Genomic DNA, 26,597 nt, shown 5'->3' on the forward strand with positions numbered 1-26,597 from the left:
AAAAAAAGTAGGCGCTGAGAGGACACGCATCTGGACGGTCACTTTAGCGCCCCAAAATAAATTATAGAACCTAAAAAGGACCTTGGAAAAGTACGATTTTTCCAGGGTCCTCGTTTTTTATTAAGCCAATTCGCGGCGAACCACTTCGGCAATTGACTCCGTGATTCGGTCTGTTTCGGTCTGCGTTTCCCCTTGGGCCATAATCCGGATCAGCGGTTCCGTACCAGATGCGCGGACAAGGACTTGCCCGTCTTCACCCAGTTCATCCGTAAATTTTTTGACCACGTCCTTTATGGCTTGATTCTTTTCCCAGCCCGTTTTATTGGCAACACGGACATTAAGAAGGGTCTGCGGATATTTGACCATGAGGGCACCCAATTCAGAAAGGCTCTGGTTTTGGCGCACAACGCAGCCAAGAAGTTTAACAGCGGTCATCATGCCATCGCCGGTCTTAGCAAGGTCACCAAAAATAATATGGCCGGACTGTTCCCCTCCGAGCTTATAATCATGGGCAAGCATCTCTTCAAGGACGTAACGATCGCCTACACCGGTCTTCACGGTACTCCCGCCATGTTCCTTCATGGCCTTGTTAAGGCCTACATTGCTCATGACCGTTGTGACAAGAACCTGATCCTTGAGTTTTCCCCGCTTCATCAGATCAAGGGCACAGATGAGCATGATCTGGTCCCCATCAAGGACCTCGCCCCGTTCGTCGACAGCCAGGCAACGGTCTGCATCACCGTCATTGGCAATGCCACAGTCCGCTCCCACTTCGACAACCTTCTTCTGAAGGGCTTCCAAATGGGTGGACCCGCAGCCATTATTAATGTTGATGCCATTGGGCTGGTCATAGATGGGAATCACCTGGGCCCCCAAAAGGCGCAGGATGGCAGGGGCCACTTGACTGTTGGCCCCGTTGGCACAGTCCATGACCACCTTGAGTCCATTCAGTTTTGTATCGGCACAGGCCACAATGTGCTGGATATATTCCATGGCCATATCCGGTTCCTGGATGACGCGGCCGACAGAAGATCCTGTCAGGGTCTTTGTGTAGTCAATGGGCTGGTTCACAATGGCTTCAATTTCGTCTTCCACGGCATCGGGAAGCTTGAAACCGGTCTTAGCAAAAAACTTGATGCCATTATCTTCAAAGGGATTGTGAGAGGCAGAAATGACAACACCAGCGCTGGCGCCCAGTTTTTCCGTCAAATAGGAAACAGCCGGTGTAGGGATGACGCCCAGAAGATGGGCATTGCCGCCCGCGCTGCAGATACCTGCCGCGAGAGCGGATTCAAGCATGGTCCCCGAAAGCCGCGTATCCCGGCCAATGATGATTTTCGGGCTTTTCACTTCACGGCCAAAATATTGGGCCGCTGCCCGTCCCAGTTTATAAGCAAGTTCCGCATTCAGATGAGCGTTCGCAATACCGCGGACACCATCGGTTCCAAAAAGTCTAGCCATCAGATCAGCCTCCAAATGATACGATCACTCGTGTTGTTTGTTCTTTGCCAGCTCGCCCATCTTTTGAAGCATCTGGGCGGGCGTAATGCCATGGTAAGCAAGCAGTACCAAGCAATGATACCATAAATCGCCCATCTCGTAAACAAGACCGTCGGGATTTCCATTCTTTGAAGCAAGGAGGGAAGCCGTCGCGTGCGCCATCAGTTTGGTCAGGATCCGGTCTTCCCCGGACTCAAAAAGATAGCCCGCATACGAACCATCCTTGCGGTTTCTCATTTCATTGGTGAGTTTACGGTAGAGTTCATCCACAACTGTGGGAAGGTCGCTGTACGTGACAGGCAAGTTCTCACCGGAGCCCGCGTTCCACAGCGGATAGCTGAAGCAGGAGTAGTTGCCCTCATGGCAGGCAACCCCTTTTTGGACGACCCTCACAAGAAGCGTATCACCGTCACAATCATAAACGATGGATTTCACTTTCTGCAGGTTGCCGCTTGTGGCCCCCTTGTTCCACAGTTCCTGCCGGCTCCGTGACCAGAACCAGGTGTAGCCAGTTTCTACGGTCCGCGCAAGGGATTGTCCGTTCATATAAGCGAGCATAAGGACCTTGTCCGTCGTCACGTCCTGGACGATGGCCGGGATGAGCCCTCTTTCATCAAATTTCAAATGACTGATATCGATTTTCATAAGAAACACCTCTTGTTCCTATTGTATCACGTTTCCTAGGCCCTGACGCGAGGCTTTTGCAGAAGACGCAGGAAGGGCCCTTCCCCTGTTATGAGGAAAGGCCCCCTTTTCAGCGCCGCACGACGACGCCGCGTCTTGAAAGATAATCCTTCACTTCCTTGATACGGAAGGTTCCATAATGGAAGACCGACGCGGCAAGGGCCGCGTCCGCCTTGCCTTCGGTCAGGACACGGTAAAAATCCTCCAGTTTGCCCGCGCCGCCGGAGGCGATGACAGGAACCGGGACCTCTTCGGCAACCGCCCGCGTCAGGTCAAGGTCAAACCCATCTTGGGTCCCATCGGCATCCATACTCGTAAGAAGGATCTCGCCGGCCCCCAAGGTCACGGCTTTGCGGACCCATTCAAGGACGTCCAATCCCGTTGCCGTCCGGCCGCCATGGATATAGACCTCCCAGCCGCCGGACGTCTTTTTCTTTGCATCAACAGCAAGGACCATACACTGGGCTCCATAAGCTTCGGCCCCTTTTTGGATGAGTTCCGGCGTCATGACCGCGGCCGTATTGAGGCTCGTCTTATCAGCGCCGGCCATGAGGACGGCCCGGATATCTTCCATGGTGGAAATACCGCCGCCCACTGTAAGAGGCATAAAGACTTCCCTGGCCGTCCGTTCAATGACGTCCAGCATGGCTTTGCGGCCTTCCACGGAGGCAGTGATATCAAGGAAAGTCAGTTCATCGGCCTGCTCCCGTTCATATTGGGCTGCAAGCTCCACGGGATCACCGGCGTCGCGGAGGAAAACGAAATTCGTTCCCTTGACAACGCGGCCTGCCTTGACATCAAGACAAGGAATGATTCTTTTTGCCAGCATGGTCACACCTCCCCGGCAATCTTGAGGGCATCAGAAAGGGAAAAAGCACCGGCGTAAAGCGCTTTTCCAATGATGCAGCCTTCGATGCCATCTGTTTCACGGGCTTTGAGCCTTCTGATGTCTTCAAGCGAAGAGACGCCGCCTGAGGCCGTGATAGGAACCCCGCAGGCTTGATAAAGAGCGGCTGTGGCTACGATATTGCTGCCATTCATCATCCCATCACGGATGATGTCCGTAAAGATGATTCTCTCCGTCCCCGCCGCGGCGACACGCCGAGCAAGTGCCTCGGCCGTGAGATTGCTGTCTTTTTCCCATCCATCAGCGGCTGCATAGCCATTTTTGGCATCGATGCCGACCACGATTTTGTGGGGAAAGTCCCGGTTGGCCCTTTCCACAAGCTGGGGATCATAGATGGCGGCAGAGCCCAGGATGACCTGACTGACCCCTAAAGAAAGCAGCCCTTCAATCTGTTCATAGGTTCGGATGCCGCCGCCCACTTCGATGGAGATACCCCCCTCCCTCAGGATGACCTTAATGGCGGAAAGGTTCTCACTTTTTCCGGCAAGGGCACCGTCAAGGTCCACCACATGGATGGTACGGGCCCCCGCTTCCGCAAAGCGACGCGCCATGGCTCCAGGGTCCTTGCTGTAGACCGTTTCTTTTGAAAAATTTCCTTTTTCAAGGCGTACACACATTCCGCCTCGCAGATCAATGGCTGGATAAAGGTTCATGGCTTCCACTCCTTAAAGGCTTTCAGCATGGCAAGACCGGCAGCAGAGGACTTTTCCGGATGGAACTGGAAGCCCTGGACGTTGCCGCGGCCTACGGCAGCGACAAGTTCTGTACCATAATCGGTGGTTGCCGTGATGATATTTCGGTCACAAGGGTCCGCGGCAAAGCTATGGACAAAATAGACCATTTTTCCTTTGGCATCCTTTAGCAAAGGTGACGGCCGGGTTATAGTAAGCTCGTTCCACCCCATATGAGGAATCTTATAGGGCGTGCGGATGAGGCGCACCCGCCCCTTAAAGATGCCAAGACCTTTGACACCGGGTGTCTCCTCGCTGCCTTCAAAAAGGAGCTGGAGTCCCACGCAGATGCCAAGAAAAGGGGTCCCCTTTTCAACGATTCGAAAAATGGCATCTTCAAGGCCTGACGCGGCAAGATGGTCCATGCAGTCCCCAAAGGCGCCGACGCCTGGCAGGATGACCCGCGGTGCTTCAAGAATGGTTTTTTCGTCATTGGTGATGATGGGGTCAGCGCCAATCTTTTTCAGTCCGTAATAGACGCTGTGCAGGTTGCCCCGACCATAGTCGATGATTGCAATGGAATGATTGTTCATGGGAATCCTTTCCCACGGCTGGATTCAGCCGCGTCTTACAGGGCGCCCTTGCTGCTCATGATGCCATGGACCCGCGGATCGATGGCAACAGCTTCGGAAAGGGCACGGCCAAAACCTTTGAAGATGGCTTCAAGCATATGATGGGTATTGCGGCCGTAAGGGACATTGATATGCAGGGTCATCCCGCTTTGGACAGAAAGGGCGCGAAAAAAATCTTCCCCCATTTCCGTATCAAAAAGACCAAGGCTGACACGGGGTATATCGGCATGCCACACAAGATAGGAGCGTCCGCTGATATCAAGGATCACTTCGGCTAGGGCCTCATCCATGGGAAGGAGCATGCTTCCGTAGCGATGGATTCCCACCTTGTCACCCAAGGCTTTGCGCAGGGCCTCGCCCAACGTCAGGGCCACATCTTCCACCGTATGGTGACAGTCTACATCAAGGTCCCCGGTCGCCCGTACGGTCAGGTCAAAATGACCGTGAACGGCAAAAAGGGTCAGCATATGGTTCAAGAAACCCACACCTGTATCGATATCAGCTTCCCCCGTGCCGTCAAGTTCCAAGGTCACTGTCACGTCAGTTTCCTTCGTCCGGCGATGGACAGTACTGTCTCTCATGATCATCCCTCCAGAATTTCCTTTACCGCTTCAATGATGCGGGCATTTTCTTCCAAGCTCCCCGTCGAAATCCGCAGGGCCCCAGGCAGCAGTGGATGCTGGGAATAATTTCGAACCAAGATCTTCCGGGCGAGGAGCCCCTCAAAAAGGGTCTTTCCGGCGGCTTTTGCCATGTTCTCCCTACCTTTGGCCCGGCTTTTGCTTTTTGCAAAAAGGACAGTGAGGGTCTCTTCCTTGGGCATGACAAGAAGGAAGTTCGTCCCTGACGGCAGGACCGTAAAGCCCAAGGTCCCAAGGTCTGATGCAAGGGCCTCACGGGCCTTGACGACAGCGGCCACCCGCTTTTTGAGGTAGTTTTTGGACTTTAGGAACGCAAGGGCGATGGCAAGGGTCAGCCGATTGACGTGATAGGGCAGGAGTACCTTGTGAAGGATTTTCATAACGGCCCTGCTCCCGGCGCCAAAGCCGATGCGCAGGCCTGCCAGGCCATAGGCCTTGGACAGGGTACGCAGGACGAGGAGATGATCGGTATCAGCCACAAGGGGGAGGGTCGAATTTTCTTCAGCATCCGCTCCCCCATTGGAAAATTCAATGTAGGCTTCATCCATGACGACAAGGGCATCGACGCTGCGGATGATTTTTTCCATCATTTGCCGCGCATTATAGGTTCCCGTCGGATTATTGGGGTTATTGACGATGAGAACGTCAGGTTTTTCCTTTTTGCAAAACTTGATGACCGCATCGGCATCTACCTTAAACTCCTCATCCAAACGATACGGTACGGGCGTGCTGTCAGATAGGGTGATATACGTTTCGTACATGGAAAAGGACGGAGCGGGATAGGCAATCTTACGGCCCTTGCCGCCAAAGGCAAAACAGACTTTTTCCAACAGTTCACTGGAACCATTTCCCAGGCAGAACAGGTAAGGATCAAGACCATATTTCTTTCCAAGAAAAGCACACAGGTCTTCCCCGTGCATGGAGGGGTAGCGGTTCAACGCTTCCTTAAGGACAGCGTTCACCAGCTTTTTCTCCATTTTCTTTCCCATCGGTTCATTGGTTTCGTTGGCATTTACGATAATATCGGCATCGGGGACCGTTTCCACAACATAATCCTCGATGCGGCTCAGGCACTCACGGCCCCTAATTTGGCTCATCGGCTGCCTCCCTTCTTATAGTTCCCCTTTGCGGACGCGGATGGCATTGGCATGGGCTTTGAGGCCCTCTGCTTCTGCCATGGCAATGATATCATCGGCAGCCTCTTTGAGGGCCTCCCGCGTATAGGAAATGAGGCTCGTTTTCTTCATGAACGTTTCCACATTGAGAACAGAATAAAATCGTGCCGTCCCGCCTGTCGGCAGGATGTGATTAGGACCGGCATAGTAGTCTCCCAGCGGTTCCGGTGAATAGGCTCCAAGGAAGATGGCGCCGGCATTGCGGATACGAGGCACAAGGGAGAAAGCGTTCTCTGTCATGATTTCCATGTGTTCCGGTGCCGAAAGATTTGCCATCTGAACGACTGTATCCATGTCCTTAGCCAGGATGATCTTGCCCGTCTGGGCAAGGCTCGTTTCCGCGATTTCCTTGCGCGGCAGGGCTTCAAGCTGCTCATCCACTTCCCTTGCTACGGCCCTAGCAAGGGGCTCATCGCAAGTGATGAGGATGGCACAGGCCAAGGGATCATGCTCGGCCTGGCTCAACAGATCGGCCGCCAGATACTTCGGATTGCCGGTTTGATCCGCGACAATCAGGATTTCACTGGGCCCTGCCAGCATATCGATATCGACGTGACCATAAACAGCCTTTTTGGCAAGGGTTACAAAGATATTTCCCGGGCCCGTTATTTTTTCGACCTTGGGAATGGTCTCTGTCCCAAAAGCAAGGGCAGCCACGGCCTGTGCGCCGCCCATCTTATAGATTTCCGTGATTCCGATTTTCCGGGCCGTAGCAAGGACATAGGGATTCATCCGGCCGTCACGGCTGGCAGGCGCTGCCATCACGATGCGGGGCACACCGGCCACCATGGCAGGCACGGCATTCATAATGACGCTGGACGGGTACGCCGCCGTACCGCCCGGCACATAGATGCCTACCGAATCAACAGGAGTCATCTTTTGGCCCAGGAAGGATCCATAGGCGCGGGGCGTCAGCCACGTCTTGGGAAGCTGTTCCTCATGAAACTTTCGTACATTGCTGATAGCCCGGCTGATTGCTTCCATGGTCTTTGTATCGACAGCCTTTTCTGCTTCTTCAAACTCTTTTTCCGTCACAGCGATGGTGTCTTTAGTAAAGTCGCCGCCGTCAAGGAGCTTTGTATAGTAAAAGAGGCGCTCGTCCCCACCCTTGCGAATCTCACCGACAATGCGGTCCACGACCTGGGCGGCCGTCAGCTTTTGACCAAACATCTTTTCCGTCCCAGCCGCCACGCGGGGGGACAGTTCCACTTCATCAAAAGCTTTCTTTTTCAGGAGCCTACTGATTTCTTCTGCACTGCTCTTTCTTTCATCAAATATCTTCATGCTTCTTCCTCCTTCAGCACGGCCTTCAAATCTTCAACGAGTTTCTTGATGCGTTCGTGCTGAAGTTTGAAACTGACCTTATTGGCAATGAGACGCGCCGAACTTTCATAAACCGTGGCGACTTCCTTGAGGTGATTTTCCCGGATGGTTGTCCCCGTTTCCACAATATCGACAATGAGTTCACTAAGACCCACAATCGGGGCCAGTTCAATGGAACCATTGAGCTTGATAATCTCCATCTGCATCCCCTGCCGGTCAAAGAACTCGACAGCACTGTGAGGGTATTTTGTCGCGACTCGCATATGGGTATAATCCATCATACGGGGCAGAACCTTTTCTTCCGGCACGGCCATCATGAGATGGCATTTGCCGTAGCCCATATCAAGCAGTTCATAGACGTCCCGTTCTTCTTCCTTGAGGACATCCTTTCCGATGATGCCGATGTCAGCTGCACCATATTCGACATAGACCGGAAGGTCCATGGTCTTGACAATGATGAAGCGGACTTTTGTTTTTTCATTGGTAATGACAAGTTTCCGTGAATCCTCGACGACGTTGTCAGCATCGCAACCGACTTTGGCAAGGACCTTGACGGACCGATCAAAGAGTTTTCCCTTAGGAAGGGCAATGGTTAGGTATTCCATAAAAAGGTCCTTCTTTCTTATTTGACGTAGACGAGATTCAAGGCTTTCTGCTGCTTACAGCATGCCGCCGCTTCGCCTTTATCCATAGGACGGGTTGCCACCTTGACTTTCCGTCCCTTGCAGCGCAGGGTCATGGCCTTTATAATGGCCTTGGTTTCTCCCTTGGCACTAAAAGCGACATAATCGTCCCAAGCTTCCTTCCCCTGCAGGGCGCCTTCGCGGCGCAGGGCGAGGATGATGCGGTCTACACCAAGGGCAAAACCGGTTGCCGGCATGGCTTTGCCAAATCTTTCCATCATCGAATCGTAGCGTCCGCCGCCGCAGATATTGAAGCCGATCTGGGGACCGTACGCTTCAAAGACCATGCCTGTATAATAGTCAAAGTTGCGGATAAGACTTAGATCAAAGACAATCTTATCTGTAACACCGTAGGCTTCACACAGATGATAAATGGCAAGCAGATTATCCAGAGCTTCAAGGCTTCTGGGATGAGTGACCTTTGTTTTCAAGGCTTGGAGCATGTCCGGACCGCCCTGTTGGTAAAGGAGTCCTTTGACCAGCTCCCGGACAGGTTCGTAGGAAATGACGGAAGCGGCCTTTTCAAGGGCCACTGCATTATGGGTCAGGATCATCTTTTTGAGGCGTTCCACTTGGGCATCAGAAAGTTCCGCGTCTTCAATCAAGCCTGCCAAAAAACCGCTGTGCCCTATACTGATGGTAAAATGCGCAAGTCCCGCTGCCTTAAGGCTTTCCACGGCAAGGGCCAAGACCTCCGCGTCCGCTTCGGGTCCTTTTTCGCCAAAAAATTCAACCCCAGCCTGACGGAACTCGCATTGCCGCCCGGCTTGTGTCTCTTCGTGACGGAAAACATTGGCAATATAAAAAAGACGCTTGATGCCTTCGTCCTGCCGCATCCTTGTAACGACCATCCGCGCCAGCGGCGTCGTCATTTCACTGCGGAGCATAAAAGTCCGATTGTCCCGCCCCAGAAATTTCATGCTTTCATCGGGAAGATCGGCCCCACTCAGGGCAAAGGTATCAGCGTATTCAAAAGTCGGCGTCATCGCCTCATCATACCCCCAGGAAAGAAAATTCCGGGCGAGGCGGTCTTCCATTTCACGCTTCACTCGGGCCTCGCCAGGCAGGATATCTTTCGTTCCATAGGGAATCTGCAAAAAGCCAGTGGTCATGCTAATCTATTCTCCTTCTTCAAGGAGCATGGGAATCACTTTTCGATATCCCCCGGCTCCATAATTTAAACAGCGGTTGACACGGGAAACCGTCGTACTGCTGGCGCCCGTATCGTTGACGATTTTGGCATAGTTTTCGCCGCGATGAAGACGCACCGCCACTTCCAGGCGCTGACTCAAGGCCTTCAATTCATTAGGCGTGCAGATATCCTCCAAAAAATCGAGACACATCCGGTCATTCTTCAAAAGTATAAAAGCGTGTGCCAGTCGATGAAGTTCCCTTTTGTTGAGACCTGCCTGCATAATCGAGACTCCTTTCAAAACTACGAAAAATATAAAAGAAAAAGACTGCGTAAATTTAGTACGCTAATACATTAACACGTTAATGAAGTCATGGCAAGTCATTTTTTTGTTTTTACCCTTCTGCCTCCAGACGCCCGCTATCAGTGTAAAATGTGATACAGGGTTCTCGTGTCCTTTCTGACAGTTCGAGGAGAAAAAAAGGTTCTATAATTTATTTTGGGGCGCTAAAGTGACCGTCCAGATGCGTGTCCTCTCAGCGCCTACTTTTTTCAATAAAAAAATAGGCATATGCACTCAAATCCTCTACAATTAAAGTGATCAAACAATAAAGAAAGTGAGTTGAATACATATGCCTTCCCTAGATTATATCGAAAAATTAACAGGAATTAAAGAGGAATGGATTCAAAATTTAAAGGAAACGGAATCAGCCTTGGTTTTAGCGGTTCAGCTGCCGCCTCAAGAACACATCTGCCCTCATTGTAAGGCCGCTACAAGACGCGTAAAGGGATACTATACGCGCCTCATCAAACATTCCCCACTTTTCCATAAAGAGTTGCATCTCCTGTATCGCCAGAGACGCTATATATGCAGCTGTGGTCACACATTTAACGAGAAGAGCCCCTTTGCCTCTCCGTATTTCCAAACCTCTTCTTCGCTTCAACAAGTCATGCTCCAGGAGCTGCGTCAACACCTTTCTTTCCAAGAAGTGGCCAGACGATGCCATGTCAGCACCAGCCAGGTCATTCGTGTCTTTAATGAAGTCCATATTCCTCGTCCCAGTCACCTTCCCCGCGTGCTTTCCATCGATGAATTTAAAGGAAATGCTGCGGGTCAGAAGTACCAGGTCATCATCACTGACTTTGCAAACAAGCGGATAATGGTCATTCTTCCGGCACGAACCACACCGGCTCTGCTCCAGCATTTCTATCAATTCCCCATGAGTGAACGACGAAAAGTAGAATTTGTCACAATGGACATGTCTATGCAGTTCCGTTCAGTCATAAAAACGATCTTCCCCAAGGCGCGCATCGTGGCAGACCGTTTTCATATGATCCGCTTAGTCCAATGGGCCATGGAGCGCGCTTACAAAGCAGAGCAAAAGCGCCTTTGTCACCATAGCCGAATGTTTAAGCCCAACAAGACAATCTTAACGAAACCATATGAGAAATTAACCGAAGAAGAGCTTATAAAGCTGGAGGGAATCCTTCGCTGTTCTCCTCGTCTAAGATGTGCTTACGCGCTAACATACGCATTTTCCAAGGTGCTTCGATTCAAGGATAATGCCAACATTTCTTGGGCACTTTCAGCATGGATAGACCTGGTAAAAAGCGCTGATTTACCGGAAATGAACTCTCTGGTTAAGTCCTTTACCTATTGGTACGAAGAAATCAGGAGCGCCCTTATATATCCTTACTCCAACGGCTTTACTGAAGGCTGCAACAATAAAATCAAGGTATTAAAACGGATTTCATTTGGTCTGCGCAATTTTGAGCGCTTTCGTAATAGAATCTTGTACATTAACACACGCAACGAAAAAGGACACGCACTGTATTCAGTGCATGTCCTCTCCAGGAGTGCATAGACACTTTAGCACCCCAAAATTTGACAAAGAACCGAAAAAAAGCTGCAAAGCCATGTTTTCCATGACTTCACAGCCAGATTGTTGCAGCGTACATTACTGCATCTTTGTTTTGTTCAGTTTGGCGCTGATATAGTTCCCGACGGACTGGACGAGCTGAACCAGGGCAATGAGGATGACGACCGTTGCCGCCATGGTATCTGCCTGGAAACGCTGATATCCGTAACGGATAGCAAGGTCACCTAGTCCACCGCCGCCCAAGGCACCGGCCATGGCAGAACTGCCGATGAGACTGATGATGGCAAGGGTCACGCCAAGGACGATGGCATGCATGGATTCTGGAAGGAGCACCTTCCAAATGATCTGGATGGGACTGGCTCCCATGGATTCGGCGGCCTCAATGACACCTGGATCGACTTCAAGGAGGGACGATTCAATGATGCGCGCAATAAAAGGCGTTGCCGAAATGGTGAGCGGCACAATGGCAGCCGTCGTCCCGATGGAAGATCCCACAATGATCCGCGTAAGGGGAATGATGGCCACCATGAGGATGATAAAGGGCGTCGAACGGGTGGCATTCACAACAGCCCCTAAGACGCGGTTGATGCCCTTGTTTTCCAGGATATGACCTTCCCGTGTGACGGTAAGGATGACGCCCAAAGGCATCCCGCAAAGGGTAGCAAGGGCCGCCGAAAGAAAGACCATATAACAAGTCTCTCCCAAAGATTTGATCAGCATCTGAATCATACTACTTGACATATCCAATCACCTCAATCTGCAACTTTTGCCCCTCAAGGTATGACAGGGCTTCCTTCAAATGGGCCTCATCTCCGTCCATGCCAATCAGGAGCGTTCCATAAGGCGTATCCTGGAGCGTTTCCACGTTGCCGGAAAGGATATTGACATCGATATCGTACTTTTTGATGAGGACCGTAATGACCGGTTCCCCGGCACTGTCACCAAGGAAATGCAAGCGCACAAGGGCCTTGTCACCGCTGGTATACTCCTTATGGAGGTCGAGCTTCTTTACCAGTTCCGGGACAATATCCGTCCGGGTACTTGCAACAAATTCCTTGGTCGTCGGATTCTTCGGATTCGTGAAGACTTCATAGAGGGGACCCTCTTCAATGATACGGCCGCCTTCAATGACCGCTACATGATCACAGATTTCTTTGACGACGTTCATCTGGTGGGTGATCATGACAATCGTGATATGAAGCCGTTTATTGATGTCCCGCAAGAGTTCCAGAATAGATTCCGTCGTCTGGGGATCAAGGGCGCTTGTAGCTTCGTCACAAAGAAGCACCTTAGGATCGGAAGCAAGAGCGCGGGCAATACCGACGCGCTGTTTCTGGCCGCCCGACAGCTGGGAAGGATAATGGTCGCGGCGGTCCGTAAGACCGACGAGATCCAAGAGAGGTTCCACTTTCTTTCTAATTTCATCCCTGCTTTTCCCCTGGATTTCCAAAGGAAAGGCAATATTGTCATAGACCGTCCGGCTGCTTAAAAGGTTAAAATGCTGGAAGATCATGCCGATTTCCTGACGGGCCTTGCGCAGTTCCATTTTGGACAGTTTAGTCATGTCCCTGCCGTCAACGATCACTTCGCCACTCGTTGGCTGCTCCAGCATATTGATGCAGCGAACCAAGGTACTTTTACCGGCGCCGGATAATCCGATGATTCCATATATTTCTCCTTCCTCAATGGATAGGTTGATATCCTTTAAGGCTTCCAGGTCCCCGCCCTTTGCATGGTAAACCTTGCCGATATGTTTCAGTTCAATCACAGCGACTCCCTCCTTATGAATAAAAAATTCCTCTTCATCATTATGAAGAGGAATGGGTCGATTCATATTCGTCTTCATCTGCCAGGAAAATCCTGTTGGACTTAGCACCGTTCACTTTCGTGTGGTTGCCGTAACATCATGGGGCCATTCCCTCCGTTACTCTTGATGAATAATTCCTTAAAATCATACCGGATTCATATTGTTTTGTCAAGGGGAGTTTTATCTCTGTGCACAGATTCCCCGTCCCTAAGACACAAAGCACCTTACTTTCCCTTTGCCTGCGCAAAGAGCCACTCCTTAATGGCATCAAAGGAATAGGCAAAGCTCCACGTATACATATGGTTCCCGCCCTTAAATACTGTATAGTAGATATGGGTGTTAGGCCGTAACAATTGCTCCATTTTGTCATTGAGGGTCCCTACAGGAAGTGTGCTGTCCCAAAGCGTCTCATTCCGCGCCACCTTTACGCCTGCTTTTTCCCAGAGTGCGGTCGTTTCATTCATTGTGGGGTAGGCTTTATTATCCCCTTCACAGACGGTGATCCAAAGGGGCTTATCCTTGAGGACCTGCATTTCCTTGGGATCCCATTGGCAGGCCACAAGATACTGGGCCGCAAAAAAATCGGGGTAGCGGTCACTGATGGCAATATTGGCCATACCGCCCTGGGACTGTCCTGTTCCATAGATCCTGTTTGGATCGACAGGGTAGGTCTTGACTGCATAATCAAGGAAATGCTTGAGCAAGGTGAGACCCTTTGTCCAATGATGATCATCGGCGGTCAGCATACCCAGTTTCGTCACAAGCTCAGACGTATACTGCGGGGCAACAACAATCGAGGGGTGCTTTGCCTGAAAAGCAGGATCGGTCCAGACCGTGGCCCCGTTACCTTGATAAAGCGGCGTCGTAAGATCATCATTATTGCCGCTCATATCAACGCCAAAGTAGACCAGGGGCAGTTTCTCTCCCTGCTTGATTTCCTTGGGCAGATATAGATTATACGGCAAGGAAATGCCCGTTTCTGGGTCTGTAAAGACTTTCTGCGTAAAGCGGGAAAGATCGGGTTCAAGCGTTCGAGTCGACGCTATGAATCGGGTGGTGCCAGGGCTTTTATCCCCTCCCGCGCCAGTTACTTCCCCCACTTGTTTGACTGCAATGCCAAGATCCGGGGCTTTGCGATCAGAATGACCATCAAGCTTGGGTTCCTGCCTCATTTTTTCCTTTGTTTCCTTTTGGGGCGGTGCGGGCAGTGTTTCAGGCACCGTATTTTCTGTCTTTACCTTCAAGATGACATAGCGGCCTTCCTCAGCTGCCTTAAGGGCGGGCAAAGAGCGAGTTACCTGGACGCTTTCAAGGGTACCCTTTGAAAGGACATAATCTTTGGGAGAAACGGAACTTGCCAGAAGGGGCTCACTGTAAGTCAAAATGACTTCCGAAATTTTTTCCCCATCGCCAAAGACGCGGGCCACACCGGTCACCTCGTTGACGGTGGGCGCCGCTTCTCCGCTTCCCATAAGGCCCACCAGGATCAGGCACAATAACCCTTGCCCCAGCCTGCGGCCGATTACGGCTTCTTTTATGCCGCCTTTTTTTATCCGTATAAACATGAAAAGACCTCCTCAGCATGAAATCGATTCCATTCTAGCAAATAGAAAATGAAAATAAGATGAAAGAAAAAAGAATAGCTGCCGTTGTTTGGCCGCGGCAATTTACGGTAATTTTACCAAGCTTTTGCAGAAACCTCCAGTTTCCTATGCTACACTCCTTCCATATAAAGAATCTTTTTCTTTGAAGCAAAATCATAGAGGAGGTTTGTTTATGAACACAAAACGTAAGCTTCGCCTATTTATCCAACTGTCGATGTTAGGGGCCCTTTCCATGGGCATCACCTCGACCCATGATGCCGTGGCTTTTGCGGCAGCATCCTCCATCTCGCAGGTGGCTGAATTCCATAACCGGATGCAGGAGACGGCAGATAACGGTGCCATTACCATCCTGCCAATCAACCGTGCCAAATTCTGGGCCGGTCAGCGGTTTGACTTTGAGGTGGAATTTCCCAAAAACAGCACAAACTTCAACGTCGGCATCAACGGAGAAGGGGCAGAAAAAGTCTTTGGGAAAAAGGCCATCATCACAGACTACGGCACCCACATTTCCTACCGCATCAACAATGTCACCTTTGACAAAATCGGTGAAAAAAGGGTAACGGCTTCCGCCAGCGGCCTTTCTGGAAGGCTCCAGGCAAAAGCCGCCTATACGGTGGTCCAGGAAAAAGCAAGGCGGCGCGCCAAGAATGTCATCCTCTTCATTGGTGACGGCATGAGCATGCAGGCAAAGGAACTGGGCCGCATCCTTTCAAAAGGCCTTTCAAACGGAAAATTCAATGACGTCCTTTCCATGGAAAAGATGCCAAGCCTTGCCCTTGTCACAACAAGCGGCTATGACTCTATTGTAACGGACTCGGCAAACTCCATGTCCGCCTATATGACGGGCAATAAATCCGTCGTCAATGCCATGGGTGTCTACGAAAATAGGACCAAAGATCCCCTCGATGACCCAAAGGTGGAAACGGCAGCGGAAATCCTCTCCCGCAGTAAGAAGATGAGCTACGGCATGGTTACGACCGCGGCTGTTACGGATGCTACACCAGCGGCCGTCACGGCCCATACGCGTCGACGTGGGGAACAAAACTACATTGCTGCCGATTTCCTCAGTCGCAGGAATCCGCCAAAAGTGGTCATGGGCGGTGGGGCACAGTTCTTCCTTCCGCTGCAGACGCCCGGTTCCAAACGCAAGGATGACCGTAACCTGATCCAGGAATTCAAGGATAAAGGTTATCAATTTGCCGGCACCAAGACGGAATTAAATGCTCTCAACGGCGATCAGCCCATTCTGGGGCTTTTCACCATGAACCACATGAACGTTTACATGGACCGTGAATTCCTGCCCAAAAACAGCAAGGTCCTGAAAGGGTTTACTGACCAGCCTGGCCTCCTTGATATGACAAAAAAAGCCGTATCCGTACTTGAAAAAAATCCGAATGGCTTCTTTCTCATGAGTGAAGGCGGCAGCATTGATAAGCAGCTCCATACCATGGACTGGCAGCGTTCCACCTATGACACCATCGAATTTGATCAAACCATCGAATGGGCGCAGGACTACGCCAAAAAGCACAATGATGATACACTTATCATTGTCGTTGCGGACCATGCCCACGGCATCAGCATCAGCGGCACCTATAAGGAAGAAAATGGCAAGACCGGCCGCGAAGCGGTTCGCGTCTACGGCGATGCCAAGTGGCCGACCTTCGTTGATGAAAACCACGACGGGTATCCCGATAACCCTGATCCGGATGTCACCCTGGCCGTGCAGTACGCCAATGCCCCGGACCATTACGAAAATTATCGTTTCCAGCCTGAACCGACTGTTCCGGCAACGACCGATGCCAAAGGAAACGTCATTGCCAACCCGAAACGCGCACCCAAAGAAGCCCGTCTTGTCCAAGGCGACCTGCCGACGACAACCGGAGAAACGAGCGAATGCCATTCTGCCGACGATGTAGTGCTCATGGCCCAAGGCCCTGGTTCTGAATACTTCCACGGCGTCATGGACAACACGGAAGTCTTCTTTGGGATCCTTCGCGCCCTCGGTGTCGACGCCCATAAAGGCACGCCGGAAGTTTCCTTTACATCAGAAAGCGGTGACAGCAAGTGAGATTGGAAAAGGTCTTCAGAAGGTTTCTTGCTTCCCTCTTCCTATCCATCACAATGAGTATCGCCTTGGAGGCCAATGCGGCCTCCTTGGATTTTTCTGATATGTACAGCGGAGCAAGTTCGGAAGGGCTCGTCTTTTCGGATACCCTGAATTCCCTGAATGGTTCGGAAGTGACCATGACGGGGTTCATGGCGCCGCCCTTAAAACCCTCCATCAATTTCTTTGTCCTTACGGAAACGCCCATGGCTGTTTGTCCCTTCTGTTCCACCGATGCAGACTGGCCCTATAACATGGTTGTCGTCTACGTCAACGGCAGTGTGGACGCCCTACCTTACGACCAGGAAGTGACCGTAACGGGGACCCTGGATCTTGGCAGCTATATGGATGGGGATACGGGCTTTGTGAGCCAGGTTCGCCTTCTTGAAGCCACCGTGGAATAGGAGGTCCATATGCTCAAAGTTACCCATTTGGTCCATCGCTATCCTGACGGGAGAAGATTCCTGACAGCCCTTTCCGTGCCCCATCTAGAAGCCTATGACGGCGAAGCGTGGTGCATCACAGGACCAAGCGGCAGTGGAAAATCGACCTTTCTCCATTGCCTTTCAGGTCTCCTGCGCCCTACAGAAGGGGATATTTCTTATAAGGGCCGTTCCCTTACCCTTGATATGTCGGACGCAGACCTTGATGTATTTCGGGGCCGCACCATTGGCTGCCTCTATCAAAGGTTTAACCTCCTGCCCTTTCTTTCAGCCCGGGATAACATCCTCCTTGGCGCCCATTTTGGCGGTGTGCCGAAAAAGGAGGCCGAAGCTAGACTGTCAGCTCTTGCAGAAAAGATGGGCCTCATGCACCTTCTTTCCCATTACCCCAATGAACTGAGCCAGGGGGAAGAACAGCGAACCGCCCTTGCCCGGGCTCTCATCAAGGAGCCGCCAATCCTCCTTGCCGATGAACCGACAGCCAACCTGGATGAGGATAATAGCCGCATCGTCATTCATCTGCTCCTTGACTATGTGAAAGCGCACAACGCCCTAGTTTTTGTAGCAAGCCATGACCCTATGGTGATTCGTTCCTTCAGCCACATCCTGCCCCTTCATAAAGGAGGCGCCCATGCTTAGAAAAGCTGCGTTGCGGCAGCTCATCCACCGGCCCATGACAACCCTTCTCATGATACTCATCATGGGCCTTTCCCTTGGCATCAGCCTCTTTTTATCGGCCCTCCACGAAGGGATCCATGAAGGACTCACAAAGGCGACGGAACCGTTTAGCCTGCTTGTAAGCTCACCAGGAAGCCAGTATCAGCTCGTTCTGACGTCCGTCTTTTTACAGGACCGGCCCCTCCCCAACCTTCCCTATGAAGAAGTGGATGCTCTCTCAGGCCAGAAAAATCTCGTCAGGTTCGCCCTGCCCTTGGCCTTTGGTGATTCCTACGGAGGTTATCGCGTTGTCGGGACGACGGGCGGCATCTTTGCCATGACGACGGGGAAAAATAAGGACAAGTGGCTGATCCTTCAGCAAGGCCGTCCCTTTTCCGCGCCCTATGAAGCCGTCATTGGTGCGGACGTCGCGCGGCGCCTTCATCTAACCGTTGGATCCACCTTTTCTTCCCTCCACGGTCTCGTCCAAAAAGGCCGCGCCCACAAGGAGCATCCCTACACCGTCGTTGGCATCTTAACCGACGTCAAAGGGCCCTATAACCAGGCCATCCTGACTTCCATCGAGTCCATTTGGGACGCCCATGAGCACAAGAAGAATAAGAGGCTAGAGGCCAAGAAGGCGGATAATAAGACGCACAATGACCATAAGGAAGTAAGCGCCATCCTCGTCGAACCTGTAGGCTACAGCGAAGCCTACCAGCTTGCCGCAAAATATCAGCACCGCAAAGACGCCATGCTCGTCTTCCCGTCCCAGAGCATCGTCCAGCTCTTTAATCTCATGGGCTGCGGCGAAAGAATGTGGCAGAAAGTGGGACTTTTCCTCATAGTTCTTTCCACCCTTATCGTCGTTATGACAAGCTATCTTTCAAGCCTCTCGAGACTTCGGGAATATGCCATCATGCGTGCCCTCGGGGCTACGGGAAAAGACATTTCCCACATTTTCCTTTGGCAAAACGCCTTTCTCGTCCTTTGCGGCACCGCTGCAGGCACCCTTTTAGGAATCGGGGCCTATACTCTCTTAGCCCACGCCCTTGCGTCAACGACGGCCCTTTCGCTGCCACTTTTTTCCTTTTCACCGGTCATGGGAATCCTCCTTGCTGCCACGGTGGCAGCAACCCTTCTATTAAGTCTTATTCCTTTGAAAATCCTGAAAGAAAAACTGGCCTCCATGATGTGATCCTTAATAGAAAAACTCCTTCCAATCCATGCCGGAAGGAGTTTTTCTATTCTTACGATACGGCTTAGGCATCGCTGCGGGAGAAGCCATTTTTCATGGCCATGCTCGCTTCGTAAAGGACCTTGCCTAGGCAGGTATCGGTCTTTTCCTTTACCATAGCCGCCATGGCGGCATTGGCCTGTTCAAGGAAAGCCGTCACGCCGCCTTCGGCTTCTTTTTTATCCGTATCACAGATCATGGCGTGAGCCGCGGAGGCAACGGCCTTTTGGTAGCGCTCAATGGCACTTGCCGTGCGGGCATAGTGGGCATCGGCAAGGGCGCCGATGAGGCGATTAGCCCAGTAGAATTCTTCCGTCGACGGCACTGTCCCCGCATGGTTCAAATAGTCCGGTGTCTTCGTCACATTAGCATAAAACGGCACAAAGGCATTGAAGACATTGGAGCCTTCCGCAATCCACATAAGAGCCATACGGTCCTTTTTGGCGTAGGGCCGCAACTGGGTTAGGGCAACAAAGTTATTGCGATTGATGCCGATGGGACGATACTTGCCTTTCAGGGGATGGTCCACCTTGCTGTAACAGTCAAAAGGGGTTCCTTGGTAATGAGCACTGAGGACATACTTTACATCTTCGACAGTCACCTTCCGTTCCGGCATGAGGCACCAAGGCAGGTCATCATCTTCAGGACCGTAATCGGCATCAGGACCATCCCACAAGGCGGAATGGGGATTGAAAAAGCGCAGCATGAACCATGCCCGGGGCGTATTGTATGTGTGATCCGCATCATCATGACTGCCAAAAGCGGCCCGCGCGTCAAAGGCAAAATCCTTTTCAAGGGCATAGTCTTCTCCTTCATGGATGGTCAGGTCAAGGTGATTGTCCCGAATAAAGGAAATAAGGTCTGCGCTGCACATATGGTCTTCCTGAGCTCCAAAGGCATCGACAAAATCCAATAAATCGATTCCCTGCTGATTGGGCATGACCACATACCCATCATCAGGAACGCGTTTGGCAATCCAGTGATGACCGCCAATGCTTTCAAACCACCAAACTTCATTTTCATCCTGGAAACCGACACCGTTCATTTCATAGGTCCCATAGCGCATGATGAGGTCGCCCAGCCGTTTGACACCTTCCCGGGCACTGTGGATATAAGGCAGGACCAAGGTGAGCATGTCCTCTTCGCCAATGCCATCTTTTACAAGCGGATCGGCGCCAAGGACGCGGGGATTTGAGGTGATGGTCTCCGTTTCGCTCATGGCCACATTGAGCTCATTGATTCCCGCTTCTCCCCAAATACCTTCATCTGCTTGGGCATTTGGCATGGCTGTATAGCGCAGGGGCGTTTCGGTCAGCTCGATTTCAAAAGCAGACAGGACTGACCGATAGTGGCGGGGTTGGTCTTCAGGATTGACTGTAATAAATTTCTTCGGCGTAAAACTTCCCGCACCGGAATCCTCATTGCGGGCCATCATGGTCGAACCATCATAGGTTGCATTTTTTCCGACAAGCAGCGTTGTACAGGGCATACGGATCCTCCTTTATCTCTTGTCAAAACTTACCTAAAAGGAACGCAGAAGGCGTTCCATAAAATCCTATTCTCCACCCTCGCACAAAGGGCAGGGTATATTTTTATTGTAGGCGATAGGAGGCATCTTGGCAAGAAAGGCGCCGCATATAATTCCTACTAAGTTAATGTATTATCCTTTTCGCCATGCTGAAAAAACTTGAAATCTCTGATTTTTATTGCATTTTCTCAATTTCCTATGATATTATATGAATTATTCTCATTAGGTAGAACCTGATGAAGAAAGATCCATGGGGGGATCTTTTCCATTTTTCAAAAAAGAAAGGAAGTCCATTATGACCCAAGAAAACCAAACCCATGTCAAAGACACAGCCAAAAATGTCATGGCCCGCAACAATCCCCTTGCCCAAGGGCGTCAGCTCGCACTTTGGATAGGAGCCCTCATCATTGGTGCCGTTCTCGGCTGGATGAACGTTCCCTTCCTCAACCAACTCTTCAACTTCATCGCTACCGTCTTCACCCGCCTCTTTCAGTTCATTGCTGTACCGACCATTGCCTTGGCGGTCATTACGACCCTTTCCATGATGGGATCCAAGGAGGAAACGAAGAAAATCTTCAAGCACACCATCACCTATACCCTGCTCACGACTATCTGTGCCGCTGGGATCGGCCTGCTCCTGTATCTCTGGATCCAGCCGGGCAACCTGCCGACAGAGGCCATCGGTGCCGGCGTGACGAATGTCCCCCAGAACATTGGCAAGATGAGCTACTATGACCATATGCTCTCCGTCATCCCCAACAACATCCTGACCCCCTTCCTGACGGGGAACGTCCTTTCCATCCTGCTCATTGCCACCGCTGTTGGTCTTGCCTTTGCCTTTATGCCGGAAACGGAAAACACGAAAACCCTTCTGCGTGGCATCAATGGGGCCCAGGAAGTTCTCTTTGCCCTCATCCGTGCCCTACTGAAGGTTCTTCCCATCGGCATCCTCGCCTTTGCGGCCCAGCTGTCTTCCCAGCTTGAAGCCGGCGTCATCGTCGGTGCCCTAGGCCGTTATACGCTCGTCATCATGGCCGGGAACCTCATCCAGTTCTTCATCGTTCTGCCGCTCTTTCTCCTCATCCGCGGCCTCAACCCGGTCCGCGTCATGAAAGCCATGTCCCCGGCTCTTGCCGTTGCCCTCTTTACAAAGAGTTCCGCTGCAACGCTTCCTGTCACCATGGCTTCTGCGGAAGAAAACATGCGCATCAATCCCTCCATCAGCCGTTTCGTTCTCCCCATCTGCACAACCATCAACATGAATGGCTGTGCCGCCTTCATTCTTGTTACATCCATTTTCCTCATGCAAAATGGCGGCATGGAACTATCCTTTGGAACCATGATTGTCTGGCTCTTCATTTCTGTCTTTGCTGCCATCGGAAACGCCGGTGTACCCATGGGCTGCTACTTCCTTACCCTGTCGCTCATGAGCGGTGTCGGCGCCCCCATTGGCATCATGGGAATCATCCTCCCCATCTACACCATCATCGATATGATTGAAACCTGTGAAAACGTCTGGTCCGACTCCTGCGTCTGCAGTATGACCCAAAATGACCTGAAAGATGAAATTCCTTTCACGGTGGAAATAGAAGCCTAAGCACACGAAAAAGGTGCTTTTCCCCTTGATGGGATAAGGCCCCCAATGCTTTTAAGAAGCGTTGGGGGCCTATTTTGGGAGGCGAAAACAGTGCCGCAAGTCCACATAACGTCAAAAACCTTTTTTGACGCTCATTAAATTCCTTGTTATATTGGGCGCTTTCCTGACGGCATCTGCTGTATACTTTGAAACATCCGATTTTCTCCCATTCAGGCTTTGCTGAATCTTTGCCTTTCCTATCAATCTTTTTGATCGAACAAAGGGGAAAGCCAATCTTTTTGCATGCCCGTTCACCCTATTTTTCGCTAAAATGGAATCGTAGGGATATGACAACTTAGGAAGGAAGCGATTCATATGGTTTTGGACTTTTCATCAGGTTCTCTCCTCATCAAAGCCGATGCGGTCTGCACGACAGCCCTTGCGGCCATCATGCTCCTCATCGGGTACTGGATCAAGGACAAGAGCACGGCCCTCAGGCGCTACTGCATCCCGGCTCCTGTTGTCGGCGGTTTCCTCTTTATGTTCATCACCTTTATTGGCCATCAGACGGAAGCCTTTGCCTTCAAGTTTGATACCTACTATCAAAATCCCTTTATGCTGGCCTTCTTTACGACCGTAGGCCTCGGAGCAAGCCTCTCCCTCCTCAAAAAAGGCGGGACCTTGCTCATCATCTACTGGCTCACGGCAGGCGCCATTTCCATCTGCCAGAATGCCATCGGGATAGGAATCAGCATGGCTACGGGACTGGAAGCCCCTTATGCACTCCTGGCCTCAGCCATTTCCATGATTGGCGGCCACGGCGCGGCCGGTGCCTACGGAAAGACTTTTGTGTCCATGGGCTACCCAGCAGGTCTTGAAGTGGGGATGGCCGCGGCGACTTTTGGGCTCATCTCCGCCGTCCTTGTAGGCGGTCCCCTGGCCCGCGTTCTCATTGAGCGCCATCATCTGACACCGGATATGTCGGAAGATTTCAAGGATACAGGCGTTGAAAACGTCAACGCCGCCACAGGCGAGAAACTGGACGGTCTCACCATCATCAAGAACGTGACGGCAATCCTCGTCTGCATGGCCATTGGAACCGTCATTTCCGGGCGCATTGGGGCCCTTATCGGCATGAGCTTCCCCACCTATGTCGGAGCCATGTTCGTGGCAGTCATCCTGCGGAACGTCAATGAATCGGCTCATTTCTATCAGTTCAGCTTCTCCCTGGTGGATTCCATTGGCGACGTCATGCTGAACCTATATCTTGCCATTGCCCTCATGACCCTCCGTCTTTGGGAACTTTCGGGACTTTTAGGCGGCGTCATCCTCGTCGTTGCGGCCCAGGTCCTTTTCATGGTCCTTGTAAGCTATTTCATTGTCTTCCGGATCCTCGGGAGCAACTACGATGCGGCCGTCATGTGTGCCGGCCTATGCGGGCATGGCCTTGGTGCCACTCCATCAGCCATCGTCAATATGACGGCAGTCAAGGAAAAGTATGGCATGAGCCGCAAGGCCTTCATGATCGTGCCGATTGTGGGCGCCTTTCTCGTCGATATCATCTATCAGCCCCAGACGATTGCTTTCATCAAGTATTTCGTCCATGCCCTGAAATAGAGCATGGTTAAAGGCCCTTCTCCTTCGTAGGAAAGGGCCTTTTTGCGGCATAAAAAAGACCCCGCAGGGAAAGGAATCCTTTCCTTGCGAAGTCTCAGGATAACATTAGCAGAGCTTGGCCCCAGCCGGAATATGGGGATCAAGCATGAGAAGGTTCAGTTTGCGTTCTTCCCCTTCATTATATTCGGCGCTTAACAGCATCCCACAGGATTCGATGCCCATCATCTTGCGCGGCGGCAAGTTGACAATGGCAACGAGGGTTTTGCCGACAAGGTCCTCCGCCTGATAGTACGCCTTGATGCCTGACAGGATGGTCCGGTCCGTACCCGTTCCGTCATCGAGTGTGAACTGGAGAAGTTTCTTGCTCTTAGGCACTTCAAAACAGTCCTTGACTTTCACTACCCGGAAGTCGCAGCCAGCAAACTGATCAAAATCAACGAAATCCTTGAAGAGCGGTTCAATGGTCACATTGGAAAAATCAATCTTTTCCAGCGCCACGGTCTGCGGAGCATCCACCGTTTCAGCGGGCGCGGCTGGAGCAGCTGCCACAGATTCGTCTTTCTTTTCGAGTCCCAGGGGCTTCATGGTCGGGAAGAGCAGGACATCGCGGATGGAAGCCGAATCGGTAAGCAGCATGACAAGACGGTCAATTCCAATACCCAGACCGCCCGTCGGAGGCAGGCCGTGCATGAGGGCATTGATGAAGTCTTCATCCATCATACCGGCTTCATCATCGCCGTTATTGCGTTCTTCCACCTGTTTTTCAAAGCGTTCCTTCTGGTCGATTGGATCGTTGAGTTCCGTAAAACCATTGCAGATTTCAGAACCGTTGATGAAGCCTTCAAAACGATCCGTGACTTCTGGATCAGCAAGGCTGCTCTTAGCAAGCGGCGAGATTTCTTTAGGATGACCCATGATGAAGGTCGGCTGAATGAGGTTCTTTTCAACGAATTCATCAAAGAAGGCTTCCAGAATCTTGCCAGGGCCGAAGGTCGGCTGGATTTCGACGTTGGCATCAGCAGCCAGCTTGCGGGCCGTTTCAACATCGCGGACACCCGTAAAGTCATAACCGCTGAATTTCTTAACGGCTTCAACCATGGTCATACGAGGCCAAGGCGGAGTCAAGTCGATTTCCTTGCCCTGATAGGTGATTTTCATGGTGCCCAAGACGCGCTGCGCCGTTTCTGACACGAGTTTTTCCGTAATATCCATCATGGTTTGATAGTCACCATATGCTTCATAAAGCTCGATGGACGTAAATTCCGGGTTATGCTTGATATCCATCCCTTCATTGCGAAAAATGCGGCCAATTTCATAAACCCGTTCCAGACCCCCTACAATAAGGCGCTTCAGGTTCAATTCCGTCGCAATGCGCAGGTACAAATCGATATCAAGGGCATTATGGTGGGTCACAAAAGGACGGGCCGTAGCCCCGCCGGAAATAGTATTGAGGACCGGCGTTTCCACTTCAAGGTAGCCTTCATTATCGAGGATATTGCGGATACTTTTGATGATTTCCGTACGTTTGACAAATGTGTCGCGGACTTCGGGGTTTACAATGAGGTCCACATAGCGCTGACGATAACGGATTTCCTTGTCCTTGAGGCCGTGCCATTTTTCCGGCAGCGGTTTCAGGGCCTTAGAAAGGAATTCGAGCTTTTTCACGCGAATGGATGGTTCACCCATATGGGTTGTGAAGACTTCGCCTTCTACGCCGACGATATCCCCAATGTCCAGGAGTTTGACCACACTGTAATTATCTTCTCCCAACTCATCCTTGCGGACATATAGCTGAATCTTACCAGACTTATCGAGAAGGTCCATAAAAGCGGTCTTGCCGTGACCGCGGATAGCCGTCAACCGTCCGGCAACACGGACTTCAGCGCCCTTTTCTTCCAGTTCCTTGACCTTGTCATGGACTTCTTTATTATGATGGGTCACCTTATAGGCATGACCAAAAGGCAGGATACCCTTTTCTTCCAGCTTATGCATCTTGTCCATACGGACAGCGACTTGTTCGCTGACTTCTTCAGCAGCGCCCGTATCCACAGCGGGCTGGTTCTTCAATTCTTCCGACATTCATTTCACTCCTTGGCTGCAGCTTTTTTCTTCTTCCCTGCACTGGGTTTGGCAATGCTGACAATCTTATAGCTCAGCTCACCAGCCGGCGTCGGAACCTTGCATACGGAACCCACTTTTTGGCCCAAGATGGCCTTGCCTACAGGGGATTCGTTGGAAATGCGGGGAGGATCGGCCATGGGGTCAGCTTCCGTCGTACCCACAACCGTGTATTCCTCTTCTTCTTCCGTTTCCATATCTTTGATGGTGACCTGGGATCCCAAGGAAACCACCTTTTTATTGATTTCGGAATCCTTGATAACCTTTGCATTGCGGATCATCTTTTCCAAGGTGAGAATACGGCCTTCGACAAAGGCCTGTTCGTTCTTGGCGTCATCATATTCGGAGTTTTCGCTGATATCACCATAGGAAATAGCGACCTTCAGCCGTTCTGCCACTTGCTGTCTTTTTTCAGAACGAAGATAGTCCAATTCGTCTTCTAACTTTTTGAGACCTTCTTCAGTTAAAATTGTTTCCTGTTCAGCCATCGTTCACGACTCCTTTTCGGCTTTGATCCCACAAAACCGGCCCATTTGGCCGCCGTGGGGACAGTTTCGGTAAAACTACCGTATCTTGTAAATTATAGATTAGATCCGGGGAGATGTCAATAAATGAGGAGGGCTGTTCCACCTGTTTTTACTCGGTGCAGGGCTCGCACCAAGTCTCAGCACGTGGTCC

24 protein-coding genes and 1 riboswitch are annotated in these 26,597 nt (G+C 51.3%); of the genes, 7 read left to right on the plus strand and 17 right to left on the minus strand.

Annotated elements, in window-relative coordinates:
• Positions 1-120: 120 nt before the first annotated feature.
• The 11 genes from glmM to HMPREF1246_RS05995 all read right to left on the minus strand — a co-directional run bounded on the left by glmM (position 121) and on the right by HMPREF1246_RS05995 (position 9,631).
• Positions 121-1,461 (minus strand): phosphoglucosamine mutase, encoded by a 1,341-nt coding sequence (gene glmM / locus HMPREF1246_RS05945; protein WP_014128348.1) that lies wholly within the window; start codon positions 1,459-1,461, stop codon positions 121-123.
• A 24-nt stretch (positions 1,462-1,485) separates the two neighbouring features.
• Positions 1,486-2,145: a bifunctional phosphoribosyl-AMP cyclohydrolase/phosphoribosyl-ATP diphosphatase HisIE gene (gene hisIE, locus HMPREF1246_RS05950; RefSeq protein ID WP_016459589.1), complete on the minus strand. Its 660-nt coding sequence runs from the start codon at positions 2,143-2,145 to the stop codon at positions 1,486-1,488.
• Positions 2,146-2,254: 109 nt separating this feature from the next.
• Positions 2,255-3,013 carry an imidazole glycerol phosphate synthase subunit HisF gene (hisF, locus tag HMPREF1246_RS05955; RefSeq protein ID WP_021736993.1) on the minus strand — a complete coding sequence of 253 codons (759 nt, stop codon included), beginning with the start codon at positions 3,011-3,013 and terminating at the stop codon, positions 2,255-2,257.
• A gap of 2 nt (positions 3,014-3,015) precedes the next feature.
• Positions 3,016-3,744: a 1-(5-phosphoribosyl)-5-[(5-phosphoribosylamino)methylideneamino]imidazole-4-carboxamide isomerase gene (gene hisA, locus HMPREF1246_RS05960; RefSeq protein WP_021736979.1), complete on the minus strand. Its 729-nt coding sequence runs from the start codon at positions 3,742-3,744 to the stop codon at positions 3,016-3,018.
• Positions 3,741-4,355: an imidazole glycerol phosphate synthase subunit HisH gene (gene hisH, locus HMPREF1246_RS05965; protein ID WP_009014776.1), complete on the minus strand. Its 615-nt coding sequence runs from the start codon at positions 4,353-4,355 to the stop codon at positions 3,741-3,743. Before hisH ends, hisA begins: the two co-directional genes overlap by 4 nt.
• A gap of 35 nt (positions 4,356-4,390) precedes the next feature.
• Positions 4,391-4,975, minus strand: coding sequence for an imidazoleglycerol-phosphate dehydratase HisB (gene hisB / locus HMPREF1246_RS05970; protein ID WP_016459591.1), 585 nt, complete (start codon positions 4,973-4,975; stop codon positions 4,391-4,393).
• Positions 4,976-4,977: 2 nt separating this feature from the next.
• Positions 4,978-6,132, minus strand: coding sequence for a histidinol-phosphate transaminase (locus tag HMPREF1246_RS05975; RefSeq protein ID WP_021736987.1), 1,155 nt, complete (start codon positions 6,130-6,132; stop codon positions 4,978-4,980).
• Positions 6,133-6,147: 15 nt separating this feature from the next.
• On the minus strand, positions 6,148-7,494 hold the full coding sequence (gene hisD / locus HMPREF1246_RS05980) for a histidinol dehydrogenase (RefSeq protein WP_009014779.1): 1,347 nt from the start codon (positions 7,492-7,494) through the stop codon (positions 6,148-6,150).
• Complete coding sequence (gene hisG / locus HMPREF1246_RS05985; RefSeq protein WP_009014780.1) at positions 7,491-8,138, minus strand: ATP phosphoribosyltransferase; 648 nt, start codon at positions 8,136-8,138, stop codon at positions 7,491-7,493. Before hisG ends, hisD begins: the two co-directional genes overlap by 4 nt.
• A gap of 17 nt (positions 8,139-8,155) precedes the next feature.
• Positions 8,156-9,328 carry an ATP phosphoribosyltransferase regulatory subunit gene (gene hisZ, locus HMPREF1246_RS05990; RefSeq protein ID WP_021736981.1) on the minus strand — a complete coding sequence of 391 codons (1,173 nt, stop codon included), beginning with the start codon at positions 9,326-9,328 and terminating at the stop codon, positions 8,156-8,158.
• Between the two features lie 6 nt (positions 9,329-9,334).
• Complete coding sequence (locus HMPREF1246_RS05995) at positions 9,335-9,631, minus strand: YerC/YecD family TrpR-related protein (RefSeq protein WP_009014782.1); 297 nt, start codon at positions 9,629-9,631, stop codon at positions 9,335-9,337.
• Positions 9,632-9,980: 349 nt separating this feature from the next.
• Between HMPREF1246_RS05995 and HMPREF1246_RS06000 the strand changes: the two genes are divergently transcribed.
• Positions 9,981-11,213, plus strand: a complete 1,233-nt coding sequence (locus tag HMPREF1246_RS06000) for an ISL3 family transposase (RefSeq protein ID WP_021736985.1) — start codon at positions 9,981-9,983, stop codon at positions 11,211-11,213.
• Positions 11,214-11,306: 93 nt separating this feature from the next.
• Here the strand turns inward: HMPREF1246_RS06000 and HMPREF1246_RS06005 are convergent, their stop codons facing one another.
• From HMPREF1246_RS06005 to HMPREF1246_RS06015, 3 genes are all read right to left on the minus strand, one after another.
• The gene (locus tag HMPREF1246_RS06005) at positions 11,307-11,969 is read right to left on the minus strand and encodes a methionine ABC transporter permease (RefSeq protein WP_009014783.1); all 663 of its coding nucleotides are present in this window, start codon (positions 11,967-11,969) and stop codon (positions 11,307-11,309) included.
• On the minus strand, positions 11,959-12,996 hold the full coding sequence (locus HMPREF1246_RS06010) for a methionine ABC transporter ATP-binding protein (protein ID WP_026385749.1): 1,038 nt from the start codon (positions 12,994-12,996) through the stop codon (positions 11,959-11,961). Before HMPREF1246_RS06010 ends, HMPREF1246_RS06005 begins: the two co-directional genes overlap by 11 nt.
• A gap of 71 nt (positions 12,997-13,067) precedes the next feature.
• Positions 13,068-13,168, minus strand: a riboswitch (SAM riboswitch).
• 91 nt (positions 13,169-13,259) lie between these two features.
• The gene (locus HMPREF1246_RS06015; protein WP_021736983.1) at positions 13,260-14,600 is read right to left on the minus strand and encodes a hypothetical protein; all 1,341 of its coding nucleotides are present in this window, start codon (positions 14,598-14,600) and stop codon (positions 13,260-13,262) included.
• Positions 14,601-14,811: 211 nt separating this feature from the next.
• On the opposite strand from HMPREF1246_RS06015, the gene HMPREF1246_RS06020 reads away from it, so the two are divergent.
• From HMPREF1246_RS06020 to HMPREF1246_RS06035, 4 genes are read left to right on the plus strand one after another with little or no spacing between them, the layout of a single operon-like run.
• Complete coding sequence (locus HMPREF1246_RS06020; RefSeq protein WP_021736986.1) at positions 14,812-16,707, plus strand: alkaline phosphatase; 1,896 nt, start codon at positions 14,812-14,814, stop codon at positions 16,705-16,707.
• Positions 16,708-16,760: 53 nt separating this feature from the next.
• Positions 16,761-17,147 carry a hypothetical protein gene (locus HMPREF1246_RS06025; RefSeq protein ID WP_231368250.1) on the plus strand — a complete coding sequence of 129 codons (387 nt, stop codon included), beginning with the start codon at positions 16,761-16,763 and terminating at the stop codon, positions 17,145-17,147.
• A gap of 9 nt (positions 17,148-17,156) precedes the next feature.
• Positions 17,157-17,825: an ABC transporter ATP-binding protein gene (locus tag HMPREF1246_RS06030; protein ID WP_021736990.1), complete on the plus strand. Its 669-nt coding sequence runs from the start codon at positions 17,157-17,159 to the stop codon at positions 17,823-17,825.
• Entirely contained in the window at positions 17,818-19,041 is a 1,224-nt protein-coding gene (locus HMPREF1246_RS06035; RefSeq protein ID WP_021736992.1) for an FtsX-like permease family protein, read from the plus strand. Before HMPREF1246_RS06030 ends, HMPREF1246_RS06035 begins: the two co-directional genes overlap by 8 nt.
• A gap of 64 nt (positions 19,042-19,105) precedes the next feature.
• On the opposite strand, the gene HMPREF1246_RS06040 is transcribed toward HMPREF1246_RS06035, so the two are convergent.
• Positions 19,106-20,569 carry a C69 family dipeptidase gene (locus HMPREF1246_RS06040; protein ID WP_009014790.1) on the minus strand — a complete coding sequence of 488 codons (1,464 nt, stop codon included), beginning with the start codon at positions 20,567-20,569 and terminating at the stop codon, positions 19,106-19,108.
• Positions 20,570-20,951: 382 nt separating this feature from the next.
• Here HMPREF1246_RS06040 and HMPREF1246_RS06045 point away from each other — a divergent pair, with 382 nt between their 5' ends.
• Together HMPREF1246_RS06045 and gltS are read left to right on the plus strand one after the other, a co-directional pair.
• Positions 20,952-22,205, plus strand: a complete 1,254-nt coding sequence (locus HMPREF1246_RS06045; RefSeq protein WP_369794654.1) for a dicarboxylate/amino acid:cation symporter — start codon at positions 20,952-20,954, stop codon at positions 22,203-22,205.
• A gap of 354 nt (positions 22,206-22,559) precedes the next feature.
• Positions 22,560-23,801: a sodium/glutamate symporter gene (gene gltS / locus HMPREF1246_RS06055; protein WP_009014792.1), complete on the plus strand. Its 1,242-nt coding sequence runs from the start codon at positions 22,560-22,562 to the stop codon at positions 23,799-23,801.
• A 105-nt stretch (positions 23,802-23,906) separates the two neighbouring features.
• Here gltS and lysS read toward each other — a convergent pair whose 3' ends face one another.
• Both lysS and greA read right to left on the minus strand, forming a co-directional pair.
• A complete protein-coding gene (gene lysS, locus HMPREF1246_RS06060; protein WP_021736994.1) occupies positions 23,907-25,880 on the minus strand; it encodes a lysine--tRNA ligase in 1,974 nt (657 codons plus the stop codon).
• 5 nt (positions 25,881-25,885) lie between these two features.
• A complete protein-coding gene (gene greA, locus HMPREF1246_RS06065; RefSeq protein ID WP_009014794.1) occupies positions 25,886-26,407 on the minus strand; it encodes a transcription elongation factor GreA in 522 nt (173 codons plus the stop codon).
• Positions 26,408-26,597 lie beyond the last annotated feature (190 nt).

The organism is Acidaminococcus sp. BV3L6, assembly GCF_000468835.1.
GTDB classification, from domain to species: Bacteria; Bacillota; Negativicutes; order Acidaminococcales; family Acidaminococcaceae; genus Acidaminococcus; species Acidaminococcus intestini.

Coding starts and splice junctions, on each gene's coding strand:
- hisA (WP_021736979.1), bottom strand. CDS start 3,744: ATGAACCTTTATCCAGCCATTGATCTGCGAGGCGGAATGTGTGTACGC.
- hisIE (WP_016459589.1), bottom strand. CDS start 2,145: ATGAAAATCGATATCAGTCATTTGAAATTTGATGAAAGAGGGCTCATC.
- HMPREF1246_RS06000 (WP_021736985.1), top strand. CDS start 9,981: ATGCCTTCCCTAGATTATATCGAAAAATTAACAGGAATTAAAGAGGAA.
- HMPREF1246_RS05995 (WP_009014782.1), bottom strand. CDS start 9,631: ATGCAGGCAGGTCTCAACAAAAGGGAACTTCATCGACTGGCACACGCT.
- hisZ (WP_021736981.1), bottom strand. CDS start 9,328: ATGACCACTGGCTTTTTGCAGATTCCCTATGGAACGAAAGATATCCTG.
- HMPREF1246_RS06015 (WP_021736983.1), bottom strand. CDS start 14,600: ATGTTTATACGGATAAAAAAAGGCGGCATAAAAGAAGCCGTAATCGGC.
- HMPREF1246_RS06030 (WP_021736990.1), top strand. CDS start 17,157: ATGCTCAAAGTTACCCATTTGGTCCATCGCTATCCTGACGGGAGAAGA.
- HMPREF1246_RS06025 (WP_231368250.1), top strand. CDS start 16,761: ATGAGTATCGCCTTGGAGGCCAATGCGGCCTCCTTGGATTTTTCTGAT.
- HMPREF1246_RS06045 (WP_369794654.1), top strand. CDS start 20,952: ATGGCCCGCAACAATCCCCTTGCCCAAGGGCGTCAGCTCGCACTTTGG.
- HMPREF1246_RS06035 (WP_021736992.1), top strand. CDS start 17,818: ATGCTTAGAAAAGCTGCGTTGCGGCAGCTCATCCACCGGCCCATGACA.
- HMPREF1246_RS06005 (WP_009014783.1), bottom strand. CDS start 11,969: ATGTCAAGTAGTATGATTCAGATGCTGATCAAATCTTTGGGAGAGACT.
- HMPREF1246_RS05975 (WP_021736987.1), bottom strand. CDS start 6,132: ATGAGCCAAATTAGGGGCCGTGAGTGCCTGAGCCGCATCGAGGATTAT.
- HMPREF1246_RS06040 (WP_009014790.1), bottom strand. CDS start 20,569: ATGCCCTGTACAACGCTGCTTGTCGGAAAAAATGCAACCTATGATGGT.
- hisF (WP_021736993.1), bottom strand. CDS start 3,013: ATGCTGGCAAAAAGAATCATTCCTTGTCTTGATGTCAAGGCAGGCCGC.
- HMPREF1246_RS06020 (WP_021736986.1), top strand. CDS start 14,812: ATGAACACAAAACGTAAGCTTCGCCTATTTATCCAACTGTCGATGTTA.
- hisG (WP_009014780.1), bottom strand. CDS start 8,138: ATGGAATACCTAACCATTGCCCTTCCTAAGGGAAAACTCTTTGATCGG.
- glmM (WP_014128348.1), bottom strand. CDS start 1,461: ATGGCTAGACTTTTTGGAACCGATGGTGTCCGCGGTATTGCGAACGCT.
- lysS (WP_021736994.1), bottom strand. CDS start 25,880: ATGTCGGAAGAATTGAAGAACCAGCCCGCTGTGGATACGGGCGCTGCT.
- hisH (WP_009014776.1), bottom strand. CDS start 4,355: ATGAACAATCATTCCATTGCAATCATCGACTATGGTCGGGGCAACCTG.
- hisD (WP_009014779.1), bottom strand. CDS start 7,494: ATGAAGATATTTGATGAAAGAAAGAGCAGTGCAGAAGAAATCAGTAGG.
- greA (WP_009014794.1), bottom strand. CDS start 26,407: ATGGCTGAACAGGAAACAATTTTAACTGAAGAAGGTCTCAAAAAGTTA.
- gltS (WP_009014792.1), top strand. CDS start 22,560: ATGGTTTTGGACTTTTCATCAGGTTCTCTCCTCATCAAAGCCGATGCG.
- hisB (WP_016459591.1), bottom strand. CDS start 4,975: ATGAGAGACAGTACTGTCCATCGCCGGACGAAGGAAACTGACGTGACA.